The organism is Caulobacter sp. CCUG 60055 (genome assembly GCF_022750545.1).
Taxonomy (GTDB): Bacteria; Pseudomonadota; Alphaproteobacteria; order Caulobacterales; family Caulobacteraceae; genus PUIC01.
The window spans coordinates 222,747-240,868 of sequence record NZ_PUIC01000002.1 but is presented as its reverse complement, the minus strand read 5'-3'; the positions used below and the strand labels follow the sequence as shown (position 1 = coordinate 240,868).

At 70.4% G+C, this 18,122-nt stretch carries 12 protein-coding genes; 4 read left to right on the top strand and 8 right to left on the bottom strand.

Going from position 1 to position 18,122, the window contains the following annotated elements; genetic code table 11:
- Window positions 1-4 precede the first annotated feature (4 nt).
- From C5708_RS04750 to C5708_RS04730, 5 genes are all read right to left on the bottom strand, one after another.
- Window positions 5-679, bottom strand: coding sequence for a response regulator transcription factor (locus tag C5708_RS04750; RefSeq protein ID WP_242918404.1), 675 nt, complete (start codon window positions 677-679; stop codon window positions 5-7).
- Between the two features lie 123 nt (window positions 680-802).
- Window positions 803-2,149, bottom strand: coding sequence for a 2-hydroxycarboxylate transporter family protein (locus C5708_RS04745; protein ID WP_242918396.1), 1,347 nt, complete (start codon window positions 2,147-2,149; stop codon window positions 803-805).
- Window positions 2,150-2,180: 31 nt separating this feature from the next.
- Window positions 2,181-4,139 carry a CocE/NonD family hydrolase gene (locus C5708_RS04740; RefSeq protein WP_242918394.1) on the bottom strand — a complete coding sequence of 653 codons (1,959 nt, stop codon included), beginning with the start codon at window positions 4,137-4,139 and terminating at the stop codon, window positions 2,181-2,183.
- Window positions 4,140-4,157: 18 nt separating this feature from the next.
- Window positions 4,158-7,022, bottom strand: coding sequence for a TonB-dependent receptor (locus C5708_RS04735; RefSeq protein ID WP_242918392.1), 2,865 nt, complete (start codon window positions 7,020-7,022; stop codon window positions 4,158-4,160).
- A 73-nt stretch (window positions 7,023-7,095) separates the two neighbouring features.
- Window positions 7,096-8,208, bottom strand: a complete 1,113-nt coding sequence (locus C5708_RS04730) for an ABC transporter substrate-binding protein (protein WP_242918390.1) — start codon at window positions 8,206-8,208, stop codon at window positions 7,096-7,098.
- Window positions 8,209-8,290: 82 nt separating this feature from the next.
- Here C5708_RS04730 and C5708_RS04725 point away from each other — a divergent pair, with 82 nt between their 5' ends.
- Together C5708_RS04725 and C5708_RS04720 are read left to right on the top strand one after the other, a co-directional pair.
- On the top strand, window positions 8,291-8,953 hold the full coding sequence (locus C5708_RS04725) for a response regulator transcription factor (RefSeq protein WP_242918388.1): 663 nt from the start codon (window positions 8,291-8,293) through the stop codon (window positions 8,951-8,953).
- Window positions 8,950-10,347 (top strand): sensor histidine kinase, encoded by a 1,398-nt coding sequence (locus tag C5708_RS04720; RefSeq protein ID WP_242918386.1) that lies wholly within the window; start codon window positions 8,950-8,952, stop codon window positions 10,345-10,347. Before C5708_RS04725 ends, C5708_RS04720 begins: the two co-directional genes overlap by 4 nt.
- Here the strand turns inward: C5708_RS04720 and C5708_RS04715 are convergent.
- The gene (locus C5708_RS04715; RefSeq protein ID WP_242918384.1) at window positions 10,313-11,134 is read right to left on the bottom strand and encodes a TetR/AcrR family transcriptional regulator; all 822 of its coding nucleotides are present in this window, start codon (window positions 11,132-11,134) and stop codon (window positions 10,313-10,315) included. The genes C5708_RS04720 and C5708_RS04715 overlap by 35 nt on opposite strands.
- Window positions 11,135-11,382: 248 nt before the next feature.
- Here C5708_RS04715 and C5708_RS04710 point away from each other — a divergent pair, with 248 nt between their 5' ends.
- The gene (locus C5708_RS04710; RefSeq protein WP_242918382.1) at window positions 11,383-12,138 is read left to right on the top strand and encodes an enoyl-CoA hydratase/isomerase family protein; all 756 of its coding nucleotides are present in this window, start codon (window positions 11,383-11,385) and stop codon (window positions 12,136-12,138) included.
- A gap of 42 nt (window positions 12,139-12,180) precedes the next feature.
- On the opposite strand, the gene C5708_RS04705 is transcribed toward C5708_RS04710, so the two are convergent.
- Together C5708_RS04705 and C5708_RS04700 are read right to left on the bottom strand one after the other, a co-directional pair.
- Window positions 12,181-14,565 carry a DPP IV N-terminal domain-containing protein gene (locus C5708_RS04705; RefSeq protein ID WP_242918380.1) on the bottom strand — a complete coding sequence of 795 codons (2,385 nt, stop codon included), beginning with the start codon at window positions 14,563-14,565 and terminating at the stop codon, window positions 12,181-12,183.
- A 24-nt stretch (window positions 14,566-14,589) separates the two neighbouring features.
- The gene (locus C5708_RS04700; RefSeq protein WP_242918378.1) at window positions 14,590-16,767 is read right to left on the bottom strand and encodes a TonB-dependent receptor; all 2,178 of its coding nucleotides are present in this window, start codon (window positions 16,765-16,767) and stop codon (window positions 14,590-14,592) included.
- A 222-nt stretch (window positions 16,768-16,989) separates the two neighbouring features.
- Here C5708_RS04700 and C5708_RS04695 point away from each other — a divergent pair, with 222 nt between their 5' ends.
- Complete coding sequence (locus C5708_RS04695) at window positions 16,990-18,111, top strand: DUF2817 domain-containing protein (RefSeq protein ID WP_242918377.1); 1,122 nt, start codon at window positions 16,990-16,992, stop codon at window positions 18,109-18,111.
- Window positions 18,112-18,122 lie beyond the last annotated feature (11 nt).

The window sequence follows — 18,122 nt, the reverse complement described above, 5'->3', positions numbered from 1 at the left end:
GGGCTCAGCCGCGCAGCATGTAGCCGACCCCGCGCAGGGTGGCGATCGGGTCGTCGCCGCCGGCCGCCGTCAACTTGACCCGCAGGCGGCGGATGAACACGTCGACGATGTTGGTCGAAGGCTCGAAATCATACGCCCAGACCCGCTCCAGCAGCATGGCGCGGGTCAGGACGGTGTCGACGTTGCGGGCGAGCTCGGCCAGCAGGTTCAGCTCCAGGTGGCTGAGGTCGATGGCCTTGCCGTTGCGCCAGGCCCGGAACTTCTCGGGGCTGACCAGGATGTCGCCGGCCCGCAGCATGCCCGAGCCGCCGCGCGCCCATTTGCGCGCCCGCAGCACCGCGCCGAGGCGGGCGTGCAGTTCGCTGGCGGCCACCGGCTTGACCACGTAGTCGTCAGCGCCGGCCTCCAGCCCCCTGACCTTCTCGGCCGATTGGCCGAGGGCGCTCAGCATGATGATCGGCGTGGTGACGTCGCGCGCCCGCAGCGTGGTGAGGACGGAGACCCCGTCGAGCCGGGGCAGCATCCAGTCGAGGATCACCGCGTCGAAATGATCGTCGTCGAGGGCGCGCAGCCCCTGGCGGCCGTCGACGACGTGGACGACCTGATGCTCGAAGGCCTGCAGCTGCTCGACGAGGCCGGCGGCCAGGACCTGATCGTCCTCGACCAGAAGGAGCTTCATCCCCATAGACCTGCCCCCTTTCCGTCCGGCCGGCGTTCAGAGGGCTTGGTAGCCGATCTGCGCCGCCGGCGGTAGCGGCCCGCCGGGGAAGCCGGGCGGGCGGAGGGCGCCGAGCGACGCAGGCTAGGCCTTGCCGGCGACCTTCGCGAAGGCGAGGAGCGCCAGGGTGACGGTGATCGCCCCGCCGATACGGGTGGCGATCTGGGCGAACGGCATCAGCTGCATGCGGTTGGCGGCGGTCAGGATGGCGATGTCGCCGGTGCCGCCCTGGCCGGAATGGGTGGCGTTGACAACCGCCGTCTCGATCGGATGCATGCCCAGCAAGCGGGCGACGGCGAAGCCGGTTCCGACCAGGGTGGCGACGGTGGCCACGATGGTGGCGACGGTCGGCAGGTTGAAGGCGGCGACCAGCTTCTCCCACGGCGTCTTGGCCACGCCGATGGCGAACAGCAGCGGATAGGTCACGCAGGCCGAGAAGAACTGGTAGTTGGCGTAGGCCCCGCGCTCGATCGACGGCGGAACGAGACGGCCCAGCTTGATCAGCACCGCCAGGGCCAGCATCACCACCGGCCCCGGCCAGCGCCACAGCTCGTGCGTCAGGGCGCCGACCATGTAGAGCGCCGCCACCGTCACCACCGCCGCCCCGACGGTCTGGGGCGTCGGATGGAACAGCACGGCCTTGGCCCCGGCCAGCGGCGCGTCGACCTCGCCGACCTGCAGCCGCCCCTCGCCGGAGAAACGCGGCCAACGCTTGCCGAACTGGTTGAGCAGGCCGGCGAACAGGATCGCCGTCAGGCTGCCCAGCATCACCGCCGGCAGCACCTCGGCGAACACCTCGCCCTGCGGCTGGCCGGAGAACTGGGCGTAGCCGACCGACAGCGGGATGGCCCCCTCGCCGACGCCGCCGGCCATGATCGGCACGACGATCTTGAACAGGGTGTGCTCGAAGCCGAGCCCCAGCGCCGTCCCGACCGAACAGCCAACCACGAAGGCCGCGACCGAGCCCAGCGCCAGCGGGACGAAGATCTTGAAGAAGCCCGAGACCAGCGCCCGCCGGTCCATGCCCAGGATCGAGCCGACCACGATCGAGGCGATGAACAGGTAGAGGAAATTCGAGTTCTCGGTGAAGTCCGAGATCGACTTGACCAGCACCGGCGGCAACAGGCCCGCGTATTCCAGATAGGAGGGCGTGAAGGTGGCCAGGATCGCCGCGAAGCCGAAGCGGCGCAGGATCGGCGTGCGCTTGCCCAGCTCGGCGCACAGGAAGCCGCCGACGCCGAGGAAGACGATGGCGGCCATGATGTCCGACGGCGCCTTGCCCAGCCTGACATAGACGCCGGCCAGGGCGACGACGAGGACCACGACCGGGGCCGGCACCACGCCGATGCGCAGATCCATCAGGCCCCACCAGCGACGCAGCCAGGGCGACGGCGCCTCGGCCGCGTCGGTTTCGACTTCGGGAGCGGTCACGGGCGTCTCCTCCAAGCGGTCCGGATGCGGGTCAGCCGCGCTTCGGGATGATCGGCAGCACGACATGCGACGGCCGGCCAGCGTCGGCGAAGACCGTATTGCGCGCCACCCGGCGGGTCAGCCCCTTGCCCTCCGGCGCGCCGGTGTTGGGGTTGACGTCGAAGTGCGGGAAGTTGCTGGACGACACGTCCAGCCGGATGCGGTGGCCGGCCTTGAACAGGTTGCCGGTCGGGAAGGCCTCGACCTTGATCCGATAGGCCTGGCCCGGCGTCATCAGCGACGGCTTCTCCCAGGAGTCGCGATAGCGGCAGCGCAGGACGCCGTCGGTCAGGTTCAGCGCGAAGCCCTCGGGGTAGTCGGCGCTGGGCGGATAGACGTCGATCAGCTTGATGGTGAAGTCGGTGTCGGGACAGTCCGACGCGATCCACAGCTCGGCCTCGACGGCGCCCGTCACCTCGACGTCCTGCGCCAGCGGCTCGGTCTGGAACACCAGCACGTCGGGCCGCGCCTCGACCGGCAAGTAAGGCTCGCGCGAGGCGTAGAAGTTCGGCCCCTCGCGCTGGTCGTAGCCGCCGCCGCGCATCAGCGGCTCGCCGGACGTCACCGTCCCGCCCATGGTCGGCACCGGATGCGCGGGATCGAAGTCGTAGGTCAGCGCCTCGCCGTCGGCCGCCTGCCGCTCGGTCGACAGCGCGCCGGACGCATGCAGATAGAACGGCGTCAGCTTCTGGTCGGCGATCGGCCAGGCCTGCTCGCTGCGCCAGCGACCGCCATGCTCCAGGCGCCCCTCGGCGGTCTTGCGCCCGCTGCCGCCGCCCATGATGAACAGCCGCACCGGCGCGTCGTGCGCCAGGCCCGGCCCCTTGCCCTTCAGGCTGCGGTCGAACCAGCGCAGGCGCTGGGCGAAGAAGTCTTCGCCGCCGTCGGCGTCGATGGTCGCCTGCGGCCCGAACTCGACGTCGCCGGCGTAGGTGGTCGAGCGGCCGCCGTGGGTCCACGGCCCCATGATCAGGCGCACCGGCCCCTTCTTGCGCTTGGCCAGGCCGACATAGTTCTCGGTCGCGGTGCGCGAATAGGGATCGTACCAGCCCGACATGTGCACCATGGCCGCATCGGAGAACTGGTCGTAGTAGCCGGCGGCGTAGATGCCCGGCTGCTTCCAGTAGTCGTCGAAGGCGCCGTGCTCCCACTGCTCGTAGACATAGTCCTCGTAGTCGGGGATCAGGCTGATCGGCGTGTGGCCGCGCTTCCACGGCATGCTGGCGAACCAGGCCTTGAGGTCGATCTTCTTAAGCGCCGCCAGCCGGCGCGGATCGGCGCGCACCTCCTGGCTTTCGAGGCCGAGGTTGTAGGCCCAGGTGACCTGCTTCAGCTCGAAGGCGCCGCCCTGGCGGATGCCGCCCTGGTAGGCGTTGGAGAAGCCGCCGCAATCGACGAACATCGCCTTCAGGCCCGGCGCGCCCAGGGAGGCCATGGCCACCTGGGTATGGGCCGCATAGGACAGGCCGATGGCGCCGATGCCGCCGTCGCACCATGGCTGGGCGACGATCCAGCGGCAGGTGTCGTAGCCGTCCGCGCCCTCCCTCAGGTACTTGATGAACTCGCCGCCGGAATCGCCCCGGCCGCGGCAGTCCTGGAACACCACCACATAGCCCTGGCGTACATAGGTCTCGGCGACCTGGGCGCGGGTCCTGGGCTTGCGGTCAGCGGCGGTGATGTCGCGGAAGCTGGTGACATTCCGGCCATACGGCGTCCGCTCGAGAATGACCGGGAAGCGGCCGGGAACCGGAACGCCCTTGCGGGCGGGGCGGTAGACGTCGGTCGCCAGCCGGACGCCGTCGCGGGTGACGACGCCGACATTGCTTTCCAGCACCATCTCGAAGGGGCCGTCCGCCGCCGTGGCGGCGAAGGCCCGCGTCGGTCCGAACAGGCCCAGCAGGACCGCCGCACGGGCGACGGCGCGACGGTCCGGTTGATACGCGCGCGACATGTTTCGTCCGGCCGCCGATCAGAACTTCTTGCCGACGCGGACGTAGAAGTAACGCCCCATCACGTCGTAGGTGTAGATGTCGAAGTTGATCGGCGCGTTGGCGTAGGACAAAGGCGGGGCCTGGTCGAAAACGTTGTTGACGCCGACGGTGACGGTGGCCTGGGCCTGCTCGAAGCGCTTCTCCAGCTGCAGGTCGTTGTAGAACACCGCGTCGACGCGATCGCCCTTGACCGGGACCACGGGCCTGGCCGGCGGCGGGCCGTCGAGGGTCGAGCCGATATAGCGGCCGCGCCACATCACCCCCCAGTCGCCGGCCGACCAGCGCAGCGAGGCCAGGCCCTTCCAGTGCGGATAGGTGGCTCGCGCCGTGGCGGGAAGGGTGCCGCCGGTCAACGTGCCGGCCGCTTGGGTGACGATCGGCGCGCCGCCGGTCGGGTTCGGCGAGGTGACGTCGAACTTGTCGAGATAGGAGCCCGACAGCATGCCGTCCCACACCCCGAAATCGGTCGAGACCCGGTAGCGCGCGGTCAGGTCGACGCCCGACGTCTTGATCTGGTTGAGGTTCATGAACGACGAGCTGAAGTTCAGCACCTGGCCGGTGGCGGCGTCGCGCGTCAGCGCGCCGCAATAGGCGCCGGCGAGCGAGGCGCAGAGCTGCAGCGCGTTGGCCACCGACGGCGTCGAAATCGCGTCGTTGATGGTGATCTGGTACCAGTCGGCGGTGAAGGTCAGGCCTGGAACCTGATGCGGGGCGTAGGTGATCCCGGCGCTGTAGGTCTCGGCGGTCTCGGGGTTGAGCTTGGGATTGCCCGACACCGTCAGCGGCAGCAGGCCGCCGTTGTAGGAGCCCTGGTTGTACGAGGCCGGGACCCCGGCGCAGCCGGGCAGGTTCGGGTGGGCGGCCGCGCCGCCGTTGCACGGGTCGGTGTTGCTGCCCGCCAGGTTCGACTGGCGCTGGCCGGTGTAGAGTTCGATCAGCGACGGCGCGCGGAAGCCCTGGGACCAGGTGCCGCGGATCAGCACGTCCTCGACCGGGCGATAGCCGATCCCGACCTTGGAGGTGAACTTGGAGCCGACCGAGCTGTAGTCGGAATAGCGGGTGGCGACGTCCAGTTCGAGCTTCTTGGCCAACGGCATGTCGGCCAGCAGCGGGATGTCGAACTCCAGGAAGGCTTCCTTGACGTCGTAGTCGCCGTTGGCCGTCGGCGTGCGCATGACGCCGGTGGTCGTCGGCGTCGTGGCCGGCAGCGGCAAGGCGCCGGAGCCGGTCGAGACGGTGTTCACGTACGGATCGGGATTGTCCCTGCCGACGTTCTTGCGCCACTCCAGGCCGAAGGCCGTGGTCACCGACCCGGCCGGCAGGTCGAACAGGGCGCCGTTGACGTCGAAGGTCAGGTCGTAGAGCTGGGTCTCGTTGGTCTCGCGGGCGGTCGAGTTGATGTAGGCCGCCTGGGCCGGGGTCATCTGGCCGAAGATGTTGACCGGCACGCAGCCGGCCTGGGCGGCGCAGACGCTCGGGCTCGACAGGCCCAGCGCCAGGTGCTCCAGGTCGATGCCGCCGGGGCTGTCGAACTGCATGTGGTTCTTGGCGGCCGAACCGTACAGCGACCAGTTCCACGGATGCGACAGGGCGGTGAAGTCGCCGGCCAGGGTCGCCGACACGCGGTAGGTGTCGACTTCCTGGTTGCTGACGCGGTTGCCGACCTGGGGCGTGAAGATCTGGATGTTCCAGGCCTGGTTGGCGCCGAAGCCGACGCCGAAGGGGTTGTATTGCTGGTTGGCGGCGATGGCGAAGCCGCGATAGGTGCCGGACGTGCCGCCGATCGACAGGTTGGTCGGCGAGAACACCTGCGACGAGGTCCGCCGGTTGAACATGGCGTCGGCCGTGAACCGCAGGTGCGAGGTCAGGTCTCGCTCGAACTTGCCGTAGACGCCCCAGCGCTCGCTGGGCCCGACGGCGTAAAGCCCCTGGGCCATGGTGTTGTAGTAGTCGTCCGGCAGGACGGCGCGGTGATAGCTGCCAAGGCCGGTGGCCTCGACCACCCCGACGTTCTGCGTCAGCGGCGAGGCTGCGGTCGAAAAGCCCGGCAGGATATAGAGGCCGCGCGGGCTGGCCGGCGGCGCCGTCAGGTTGTTCAGCCCGCCGGTCAGCGAGATCTGGGTCAGGCCGCGGTCCGAGGTCCTGACCGGCTCGTCCTTGACGTAGGTGGCCGACAGCAGGATCGAGCCGCCGTCGAAGCGATGGCCCCAGTTGACCATGCCGTTGTACTGCTGGCCGTCGCCCCGGCTGGAGACGCCGAGCTTGGCCTCGACGCTCAGGCCCTCGAGCTTGCTGCGGGTCTTGAGGTTGACCACCCCGGCGATGGCGTCGGCGCCGTAGATGGCCGAGGCGCCGTCCTGCAGCACCTCCATGCTTTCGATCATGCCGATCGGGATGGTGTTGAGGTCCGCGAAATCGCGGATGCCGCGCGAACCGACGCCGTCGACCCAGCGGTGGCCGTCGACCAGAACCAGGGTGCGGTCGGCCGCGCCGTCGGAATTGGCCAGATAGCGCAGGCTGATCGAGCTGCCGCCGTAGGAGGTGCCCTGGGTGCCGTTGGAATTGTAGCTGACGCCGGCGCTGGGCAGCTTCTGCAGCAGCTCGCCCACCGAGGCCACGGCCGAGCGTTGCAGGTCCTCGCGGGTGATGGTGGTCAGCTCGCCGACCGTGTCGGCGTCCTTGCGCCGGGTCTTCGAGCCGGTGACGATGACCTCTTCGACCGTAGCGGCCGTCGTCGTCCCGGCCGGCGCGGGCTGGGCCTGCTCGGCGAACGCCGCCGGCGCCGCGATCATCATGGCGAGCATGGACGCGCCGGCATAGGCGGCCTTCATCTTGTTCGGCACTTCTGGACTCTCCCCTCTCGCGACCGACCCCCCGGTCGTCGCCTGCTCGGCCTTCGCCGTTGTTGCGCGCAGGCTAAGGGGCGTTACCTGTCATCCGCCTGTCACGGACCCGTCTAAAATCGTCGGTGCGGTTCGGGCCGATGGCGCGGCGCCAGTCCTCGAGCAGGCGGGCGCGCCGCATCTGGTCGAGATTGGCCAGCAGGCCCGGCCCGACCTCGATCGGGCGGGCCGCCTCGGGCGAGGGGCCCGGCGGCTGCGGCCTGGCCACGTCGGCCCGCACCGGCCGCAGGCTGCCGGCGGCGAGCAGGGCCTGGCCCTCCTTCGACAACATGAAGCCAAGCAGGGCCTTGGCCGCGTTGGGATGGCGGGCGTTCTTCGAGACGAACGCTATGCGCGACATCACCAGGGTGTAGTCGGACGGGAAGACCACGCCGATCTCCGGCGCCTCGGCGGCGCGCTCGGCGGCGTAGGAGCCGATGACGTTGTAGCCCAGCACGATCTCCCCCGCCGTGACGGCGGTGAGCAGGGTGGCGGTCGATTCGTAGAGCTTGGGCCGCCCCGCCCCCATGGCGTCGCTCAAGGCCAGGGACTGCGGCCAGGCCAGGCGGTCCTGGGAATAGTAGAGGAAGCCGACGCCCGACCGCTGCGGGTCGAAGGTGCCGATCGACCCCGGGATCGCCCCCGCCCGCAGCATGGCCAGCAGCTCGGCGTGGCTGGCCGGCGGACGGGCCAGCCGGCGCTTGTCGTAGACGAACACGATCGGCTCGGCGGTCACGCCGTAGCCCTGGTCCTTCCATACGGCCCAGGTCGGCAGGGCGTTCTTGTCCGCCGGCGCATAGGTCTGGGCGTAGCCGTCGTTGACCAGCTTGATCTGCAGGTCCATCGCCGAGCTCCAGACCAGGTCGGCGCTCGGGCGCCCGGCGGCGATGTCGGCGACATAGCGCTGGTAGAGCTCGGCCGAGTTCTGGCGCTGGAAGCTGACCTTGATCGCCGGGTGGGCCCGGCGGAACGCCCCCAGCAGCGCGGCGCTCTCCTGGTCGCCGGTGTTGGCGTAGATGACCAGCGCGCCTTCCTCGTCGGCGGCCCGGTCGATCCGCGCCTTGCTTCCCCAGGGCGCGGCCGCGCCGCACGCCGCCACGCCCGCGACGACGATCAGCACCAGGATTATCCGCAGCGCTCGCCTCACGGCCCGCCCCATCTTGTTCCCCCGGCCGCCGACGTTGCATGGTGCGCGCCCTCAGTCCAGCCAGCCAACGGAGTTCCCCGGCATGCGTGTGCTCATCGTCGAGGACGACAAGGCGCTCGGGCGGGGCATCGTCGGCTATCTGCGCGCCGAGGCCTTCACCATCGACTGGGTGCTCGACGGCGAGACGGCCGTACAGCAGGCGGCCGAGCCCTACGCCGTCATCGTCCTCGACCTCGGCCTGCCCGACATCAGCGGCCTGGAGGTCCTGCAACGGCTGCGCCGGGCGGGCAACCGCACGCCGCTGATCATCCTGACAGCGCGCGACGCCCTCAAGGACCGCGTCGCCGGCCTCGACCTCGGCGCCGACGACTACATGCTCAAGCCCTTCGAGGTCGAGGAGCTGGCCGCGCGCATCCGCGCCCTCGCCCGCCGGCGCGGGGGCGACCCCTCGCCCACCCTGTCGGTGGGCAATCTGACGCTCGACCGCAACGGCGCCCACGCCGACGTCGCCGGACGCCCCCTGGAGCTGCGGCGGCGCGAGCACGCCGTGCTGCTGGTGCTGGCCGCCAACGCCGGCAAGGTGGTGTCGCGCCAGCGCCTGATCGGCGAGATCTTCGGCCACGACGACGAGGCCGGCCCCAACGCGCTCGACCTCTATGTCGGGCGGGTGCGCCGCAAGCTGGAGCCCGACGGCCCCAGGATCGTCACCCTGCGCGGCCAGGGCTACCTGCTGCAGCCGGCATGATCCGCCCCCGGTCGCTGACCGTCAGGCTGCTGCTGGGCCTGATCGTGCCGCTGGTGCTGTCGGCGGCGCTGATCGGCGTCGGCGGCGCCCTGGTGACCAAGCGCGTGGTCGACTACACCTCGGACCGCCTGCTGGCCGGATCGCTGCGCGCCATCGCCGAGTCCACGACCGTCAAGGACGGCCAGGTGTGGGTCGACCTGCCGCCCTGGGCGCTCGGCCTGCTCGACAGCCCGCAACGCGACAGCGTCTTCTACAACGTGCGCCAGTCCGGCCGGACCCTGACCGGCTACGAGGACCTGCCCGATTTCGACGCGGCGGCGGGCGCCGGCGGGCCGGTGTTCCGCACCCTGACCTATAACGGCCGGCCGATCCGGCAGTCGGCCCAGGCGATCCGCGTGCCGGGCGTCGCCGCGCCGGTGGTGATCTCCGTCGCCCAGACGCTGGAGTCGCGGCAGGCGATCCGCAGCACGCTGCTGACCAGCGTCAGCCTGATGGAGGCCGGCCTCGTCGCCCTGGTCGCCCTGCTGATCTGGCCGGCCGCCCTGTGGAGCCTGCGCCCGCTGGAGGGGCTGCGCCGCCGGCTCACCGCCCGCTCGCAGTCGGGCGATCTCGACTTCACCCCGGTCGCCGTCGACGAGGTGCCCCGCGAGCTTCAGCCGGTGGTCGTGGCCTTCAACACCCTGCTGGGCCAGCTCGAACGTTCCGTCGAAGGGGTGCGGCGCTTCACCGGCGACGCCTCGCACCAGATGCGGACGCCCCTGGCCATCCTGAAGACCCACCTTGCGGTGATGCGCCGTCATCGCCGCTCCGCCGTCGACCAGCAGTCGCTGAGCGATTCCCTGGAGGCGGTCGACCGCCTCCAGCGCCTGATCGAACAGCTGCTCGCCCTCGCCCGCGCCGACGCGGTCGAGGATCGGGACGAACGTTCAGGCGATCTGGCGCGGGCCGTGGGAGCCAGCGTCTCGCTATGGGCCGGCCGCGCCGCGGCGGCCGGCGCCGATCTGGTCTACAGCCCCGACCGGTCGGGGGTGGCGGTGGCCCTGGCCGACCCCCTGATCGAGCAGATCGCCGAGAACCTCATCGACAACGCCCTGCGCTACGGCGGCCCGCGCATCCGCGTCGCGGTCGGCGCACAGGACGGCTACGGCGTGCTCGAGGTGCGCGACAGCGGCAGACAGCCGCCGCCGACCGATCCCGGTCGCCTGTTCGAGCGGTTCGTGCGCGGCCCGGACAGCGACGGCCCCGGAAGCGGCCTGGGCCTGTCCATCGTCAAGGCGCTGGCCGAACGCTGCGGCGGCGACGTCGCCGCGGGCGCCGCGCCGGACGGACAAGGCTTTCGCGTGATCGTGCGGCTGCCGCTCAGGCCGGCCGACCCCGGCGGACGCCGGCCCTAGGACCGGCGCTCCGCATCCGCCGAACCGGTTCCGGCTCCGCCTGGCCGGGCTTGGCGGTCTTGCCCGGCCCCTTGTGGTTCATCCAGGACGCCAGGTCCGCCGCCGCGGGAGGAAGGTCGTCGAGCCGCGGCGGGACCTCGTAGAGGATCTTGAGCCACATCAGGCTGGCGCCGTCGGCGACGGCGAGGTCGTCGGCCTTGATGTCGGCCAGCACCGCCAGGAATTCCGGGTCGGGATAGGCGATCAGCTTGCGCACGATCTCGTCCATCATCGACCCGAGCAGATAGGCCGCGAACAGGGCCGTGCCGCCGCCGACGCCTTCCTCGTGCTGGCGGGCGAAACTTTGGGCGATGCGGCCGTACCACTGGCGATTGGAGTGATGCAGCAGGTGGGCGAACCTCGGCTCCTCGTCCGCTAGCTGGAACACGCAGCGCATGAGGCCGGCGTTCTGGCGGCACAGGCCGATCCATTGCCGGTTGGCGTTGCGGACGGCCTCGGCCGGGGTCGGCGCGCCGGTGTTGGCCATGTGCATGGCGAAGAAATCGTCGAGCATCCCGGTCAGCACCCCCAGGGTGATGTCGGTCTTGTCCTTGAAATACAGATAGAAGGAGCCCTCGGCGGTCTCGGCGGCCCGGGTGACGTCGGTGATGCGCAGGCCGTGATAGCCCTTTTCCCTGAGCACCTTGGCGGCGGCGATCCTGAGCAGGGCGCGCGTGCGCAGCCCCTTACGGCTCGGGGGGTGCTCGGCGAACCTGTGTTCCAGATAGTCGATGTAGCAGAGGGTCATAGGCGCGACTCGATCAACCGCCCGCACGGTAGCAGAACATTGACGAAGGCAAAAAATGAGCTCAATCTCATTTTTATTCCATAACCGAATCCGAGTCCGCTGTTGTCCGACCTCCCCTCCCCGCCCCCTCTCGCCCCGCCCCCTCTCGCCCCGCCCGTTCTCGCCGGCGGCCTCGCACGGCGCCACGCTTCCCATCCCGCGCGCCCTCTTCCGGCGCGAAGCCCCGCGCAGACGGCGGAGATCGCGGCATGACGCCGGTCCTCTACCGCTCGGCCGCCAAGACGGCGCGCATCACCCTCAACCGGCCCGACCGGCTGAACGCGATCAACGCGGAGCTGGCCCGCGCCTTCGCCGACGCGCTGTCGAAGGCGGCCAAGGACCCCGACGTCGAGGTCGTCCTGATCGAGGCGGCGGGCCGGGCCTTCTGCGCGGGCGACGATCTGGTCGAACTGACGGCCGGCGCCCTGGACGACGGGGTCATGACCCGTTTCGTCGAGGATCTTCAATCAGCCACGCGCACGATCATGCTCGGCGACAAGCCCGTGGTCTGCGCCGCCCAGGGGTGGATCGTGGGCGGCGGCGCGGCCTGGCTGCTGAACGCCGATTTCGCGATCGTCTCCGACGACGCCGTGATGTTCTGCCCTGAGGCGAAGCACGGGCTCTTCCCGACCGGCGGCGTCAGCCTGCTGCTGGCCGAACGCTGCGGCCACGCCGTGGCGAACGACGTGCTCTGGCTCGGCGAGAAACTGGACGCGCCCCGCATGGTCGAGCGCCAGATCGCCTCGCGGGTCACGCCTCGCGACGGCCTCGCCGACGCGGCCGAGGACCTTGTCCGTCGCCTCCTCGACCTGCCGGCGGCGTCGCGGACGCGGCTCAAGCGTTCGCGCGGCGGCCAGCTGGCGCAGCGTCTGGAGGCGGCGATGGCGTTCGAGGCCGCGCGTTGCCTCGAGGCCGGCGCCGATCCCGGCCTCCAGGCCCGGATCGCTTCCGGCGGATGGCGCTAGGCGGCCCCGCCACGCGACGCTAGGGGCCGCCCGGCGCGGTCCCTAGCGGGCGACCGGCCCGCCGAGCTTCTCCATGAAGAAGCGCATGGTCTCGCGGACGCCATAGGTCTCGCGGCCGGCGGTGTGGCCGGAATCCGGCACGATGGTCAGGTTGAACGGCTTGTCGGCGGCGATGAAGGCGTTGCTCAGCTTCATCGCCTCCTTGAGGGGCACGACCTCGTCGACGCCGCCGTAGATCAGCAAAAGATCGCCCTTCAGCCTCCCGGCCAGCCGGGCGTTGCTGGTGGTCGTGTAATAGGCGCGCGCCTGGGGCGACGACGACGGGTCGCCGAAGTACCGCTCGGTGCTCACCGGATCGGGGAACTCGGTCCAGTCGGCCGGCCCCACGCCGGCGACGCCGGCCTTGTAGGCGTCGGGGAACAGCAACATCGACCGCAGCGAGCCGTAGCCGCCGTAGGAATGCCCTGTCACCCCCACGCGGGCGGCGTCGAAATAGGGCTTCTGCGCCGCGATCTGCGGCAGCGCCGCCACATGGTCCGCCGCCCCGAACGGGTCCTCGCCGCCGAAGAACGCCTCGCGGAAGGCCTTGGAGCGATAGGCCGAGCCCCGGCCGTCGAGGACCAGCACGATGAAGCCCAGCTCGCTGACGGCGAAGGGCTCGCCGATGTCGGACGAGCCGAAGAACTGCGACACGGTCAGCGGCGCCGAGCGCCCCTGCGGTCCGGGATAGGTCATCTCGACGACCGGATAACGCTTGGACGGGTCGAAATCGGTCGGCCGGTAGAGCACGCCGTAGAGATCGGTCGCGCCGTCGGCCGCCTTGACCTTGATGATCTCCGGGGCGGCGACGCCGACCCGGGCGAAGACGCCGGGGTCGGGCTTGATCAGCTCCTTTATCAGACGGCCGGCGCTGTCACGCACGACCAAACCCGGCGAGGCCTTGGCCGTGACGTAGCTGTCCACGATGTAGCGGCCGCTGGGCGAAAGGCTGGAGCCCGGCTGCGCCGCGCCTTCCCAGAACTCGTAGCCGCCGTTGAACTCGTGATCGCCGCTCTCGGGCGTCAGCAGCACGGGCTCCCCGCCGTCCAGCGAGACCTTGTAGAGCCGGCGGTAGACCGGGATGTCGGCGGCGTCGCGACCGACCGCGGTGAAGTAGGCGGTTCGCGCGCGTTCGTCGATGCGGACGAGGTCGGCGACGTTCCAGGCCCCCTGGGTCAGTTGCCGCCGCACCTTCCCGGTCGTCAGGTTGTAGAGATAAAGGTGGCCGTAGCCGTCGCGCTCGGAATACCACACCGCCTCGCGGCCCGAGGACAGCACCTGGACGTTGGGCAAGGCGTAGTCATAGGTGTTGAGCCTGACGCTGAAGCGGTTGGTCTCGGTGATGACCGGGCGCACCTCGCCGCTGGCCAGATCGATCCTGAGCAGTTGGAAACGCCGCCCGCCCCGGTCGGCGCCGATGAGGAAGGCCGCGGCCTTGCGCTCGTCCCACCAGACCTTTTGCGCGTAGGCGTAATAGGGCAGCGCCCAATCGTTCAGGGCCTGGGGATCGAGCGCGACACGCCGCGCCGCGCCCGAGCGGGTGTCGACCAGCGTCAGGATGCTGTCGGGCCGCTTGGCGTCGCCCGACAGCGGCGCGCGGCGCCGGTAGGTCACCGGATCGCCGCCTTCCGGCGGGAGGTATTCGGTCGTCAGCAGGCGCTCGGGCGTTTGGCGAAGGTCCTGGCGCAGGCCGAGGACGAAGCGGCTGTCAGGCGACCAGACCACGCCGACCAGCGGTTCGGAAAGGCGTTGGCGGCGACGCTGGACCTTCTCGACATCGCCGTAGCTGTCGTAGTCCCCATAGGCGAAATCGGCCTCGCCGTCGCGGGTCAGGCACCGCTCCTCCCCCGTCGCCACGGTCCGCAGCCAGAGGTCATGGCCGCGTTTGAAGACCCCCTGCGAACCGTCCGGGGCGAGGATCAGGTCGGACGGGGCCGAACGCGGCGCCGGCTCGCAACGGCGGGCGGCCATGCGGCAGGCGAAGGCGCCGGCCGGCGTCGTCACGTCGATCGCGTCGCCATGGGCGAGATCGACATCCGTCACCGGCAGGCTGTCGGGCGTCAGGGACGCGCCCATGGCCGCCCCGAGCGCGGCGGCCATGGCCTGATGGTCGAAGGCCGGCCGCTCGCCGCCGCCGGCGGCGTCGACCACGACGTATCGCCAGCCGCCCGCCTCGCGCCGCTTCATCCAGAAGCGGTCGCTCTCGCCGATCCAATGGACCGTCACCGGCGAAGCCGAACCGAGCCTGGCCCGCAGGGCCTTGGCCAGGAACGGCTGGACCTTGGCCAGGCGCGCCTCGATCGAGGGCGCGGTCTCGGAACGGGCCTGGGCCGCGAGTCCGGCGGACAGGCCCAGGGCGATCAACAGTCGAAGGGCGGGGCGTTTCATGGGCGGGTCCGACCGTGACAGGCGTTAGAAGCGGGCGCTGAGTTCGAGGCCGACCGTCCGGGGACGGCTGACGGCGATGCGCGGACGCCCAGGCAGTTCGGCGCCGAGGGGCGGAGCGTCGCCGTAATTGGCCGCCTCGTCGAACGCGTTCTTGACGAACAGGGCGTAGCGGACCGGTCCGAGCTCGACGCCTGCGCGGGCGTTGACCATGCTGTAGCTCGGCCGCAATCGCGGATGGGCGATGTCGTTGAGGGCGCTGACGCTGCTGTCGACGAAGGCGTAGTCGAGGTGGACGAAGGCCGGACGGCCGGCGATCTCCCGCTCGTAGTCGAGCGCCGCGCTGACGTTCCACTTGGGCGTCTGCTGGATGCGGTCGCCGGGACGGGCGACGCCCAGGGCGCCGCCGTCGGTGATGCGCGCGTCGGTGTAGCCGACGCCCAGCGACAGGTTGAGCCCCCTGGCGGGGTTCAGCTGCGCCTCCAGCTCCAGCCCCCGGCTTCTCGCCTTGCCGGCGTTGGCCTGGACCGAGAAGCCGCAGGCCAGCGGGACGGTCTGCTGCACGTCGCTCCATTCGATCCAGAACGCGGTCGCGTTCACCTTCAGCCGCCGCTGGAGCCAGCTCGACTTCACGCCCGCGTCGTAGCTCCAGAGGGAATCGGACTTGTAGGCCCCGGCCTTCGCCGGGGTGAGCCCCAGCGCCGCCAGGTCGGCGGCGCAGAGCGTCGGCGAGAAGCCGTTGACGCCGCCGATCCGGAACCCGCGCGCGGCGCTGGCGAACAGGTTGACGTCCTCGTTCACCTTGTACTTCACGCCGATCTTGGGATTGACGCCCTTGTCGCCCTGGCGGCCGGTGAAGGTCGCCGGGACCGTGAAGGCCCCGTCCTGGCTGTTGGCGTAGTCGACGGTGTTGTCGAAGTATCGGGCCCCGAGCGTCACTTCGAGCCGCTTGCCGAGCGCGAGGGTTCCCTCGCCGAAGACCGCCTTTTCGGTGACGTCGTTGGTGATGGTCTGCTGGTAGGCGTTGGCGAGCTTGCCGGCCACGACCGTGGGCGGGATGGCCTGGGTCTCCGAGGTCTTCTGATAGAACAGCCCCGCCGTCATCTGGAAGGGCCCGGCGAAGTCGGAGGCGAACCGGAACTCCTGCGAGAACGCCTTGAAGTCGCCGTCGACGCGGATGACCGCCTGGGCCGGCGCGCCGCCCAGCAGCAGCTGCACATATTCCGAGAAGTCCTCGGCGTCGGAATAGTCGCGCACGAAGCGCGACGTCGTCGAGATGAACTCGCCGAACCTGGCGTGATAGCGCGCGGCGAGGCTGTAGAGGGTCCAGTCGTCGGTTCCCGGCTCGTCGGCGTCGAACTGGCGCGCCTGGACGAAGTCGCCGGCCCGATAGTCGGCGTAGGGTCGGCCCTGCCGCGTCGCGCGCTGGGCGACGATGCGCGGGGTGAGCGTCAGGTTCCCGTCGAGGAGGTCGGCGCGGAGGGTCAGCGAGCCCCCGAACCGGCGGGAGCCGCCGATCCCGTCATGGGGCGCGAACGCGGTCGGCGCGTCGGGGGCGGCCACGCGCTCGAACAGGCCCGACTCGTAGCCGGCGAAGGCGAAAGCGCGCAAACCAACCACGCCCTCGACCAGCGGAACGTTCACCGTGGCGTCGACGCGCCCGTCGCGGCCGCCGTGATCGACCGTGGAGCCGCTGGCCGTTCCCTGGCCCGAAAAGGTCGAGAGATCCGGCGTCTTGGTGATGAGGCGCACCGTTCCGCCCATCGAGCGCGCGCCGTAGAGCGTGCCTTGGGGACCGCGCAGGGCCTCGATCCGATCCAGGTCGACGACCTCGGGATCGACGCTGGCCGGCAAGGGAACCTCGTCGAGATAGAGCCCCGTCGTGCCGGCGCCGTAGACGCCGCGCAAGGTGATGGTCTGGGCGATGGGCCCCGCGGACGAAGCGTAGGCGAAGGACAGGTTCGGGACCATGACGGCGTAGTCCTGGAACCCCGCCACGCCGGCGTTCTTCAGCTGCCTTTCCGACAGGGCGGTGATGCTGAGCGGCGCGGCCTGCAGCGTTTCCGACCGCTTGCGCGCGGTGACGACGATCTCCTCGATCGCGCTGGGCTCCGCGCCTTGCGCGGCCGCGGCCGCAGCCGAACCAAAAGCGCAGGCGCAGGCGAACGCCGATCCGAGCATCATGGACTTGAACGAAACCCGCATCCTGGTCCCCTCACACTGGTTCTTCGCCGTAGGTCGGCTTTAAACTGAATATGGATTCAGTTTCAGTGAATCGTCAATCGCGAGTCTGGACGCCGCGAAGACCGTATTTCGATCCTCAGAAAAATGAAATTTGACTCAGGTATTTTGCGGCGTCAGTCTTGGAACGCTCGCGCCATCCTCCGCCGCGGAGGCGGCGCCGAACGCCGATCAAGGACGCCCGTCGTGTTGAAATCGCCTGCCCGCCACGCCTGGATGGTCGAGTCCAGCGACATCGCCTTCGCCTTCGCGGACGACTATTTCTCGTCGCGGGACCGCTTCCTGCGCGCCGCGGACGAGGCCGGCGCGACCGTGACCACGCTGGCCTGCCCGGCCGTCGGTCCTGGAGACGCGCTGCTCTACATGGACGCCGCATGGACCGGCGATCCGGACGCGGAGTCCTTGATGATCGTCACCTCCGGCGTGCACGGGATCGAGGGCTTCGCGGGGACGGCGATCCAGATCGACACCCTCGGACGGCGTCCCCCGCCCCCCGGCGTGGCGATCCTCAGCATCCACGCCGTGAATCCGTACGGCATGGCCTGGACCTGCCTGGAGAACGAGACCGGCGTCGACCTGAACCGCAACTTCGTCGACTACGACGCCCCCCTGCCGCAGAACGACCTCTATGACGAACTGGACGAGGTCTTCATGTGCCCGGATCTGGCCGGGCCGAGGCGCGACGCCGCCGACGCCCGCAGGGCCGCCTACATCGCCGAACACGGCCTGGAACGCTATCTGAGGGCCGCCGCCGACGGCCAGCGCCACCGGCCTGGACGGTTCAATTTCGCCGGCGACGCGCCGGCCTGGTCGAACCTCTGCCTGAACAACCTCGTCGGCGGTCTGGCCCGCCGCGCCCGGCGCATCGGCTGGGTCGACGTCCATACCGGCCTCGGCGACAGGGGCGCCGGCGTCATGCTGGTGATCGAGGCCGACGAAGCGGCCGCGCGGGCGGCCCAGGCCATGTGGGGCGACCTGATCCGCATCCCCTCAGAGGATTTTCCCTTCTCGCCCAAGGGGGCGCTGGTCGCGGCGGCGCAAGCGATGACGCCCTGGGCCGAGGTCGTCGCCGGAGCCCTGGAGTTCGGCACCGAGCCGGTCGAGCGCGTGGCGCAGTCGATGATCGACCGCTTCAGGCTGACCGCGTTCTCCAGCGTCGACGCCCCCGAGGCGGCCCAGGCCATGGCCGAGATCAGGGCCTGCCTGGCGCCCAGCGACGAGGCCTGGCGGCGCGACGTGCTGGGACGCGGACGCGAGATCGTCGACGCCACCCTGGCGAGCCTCGCCCGGCGACCTGCGATCGCCTGACCGCCGGACGC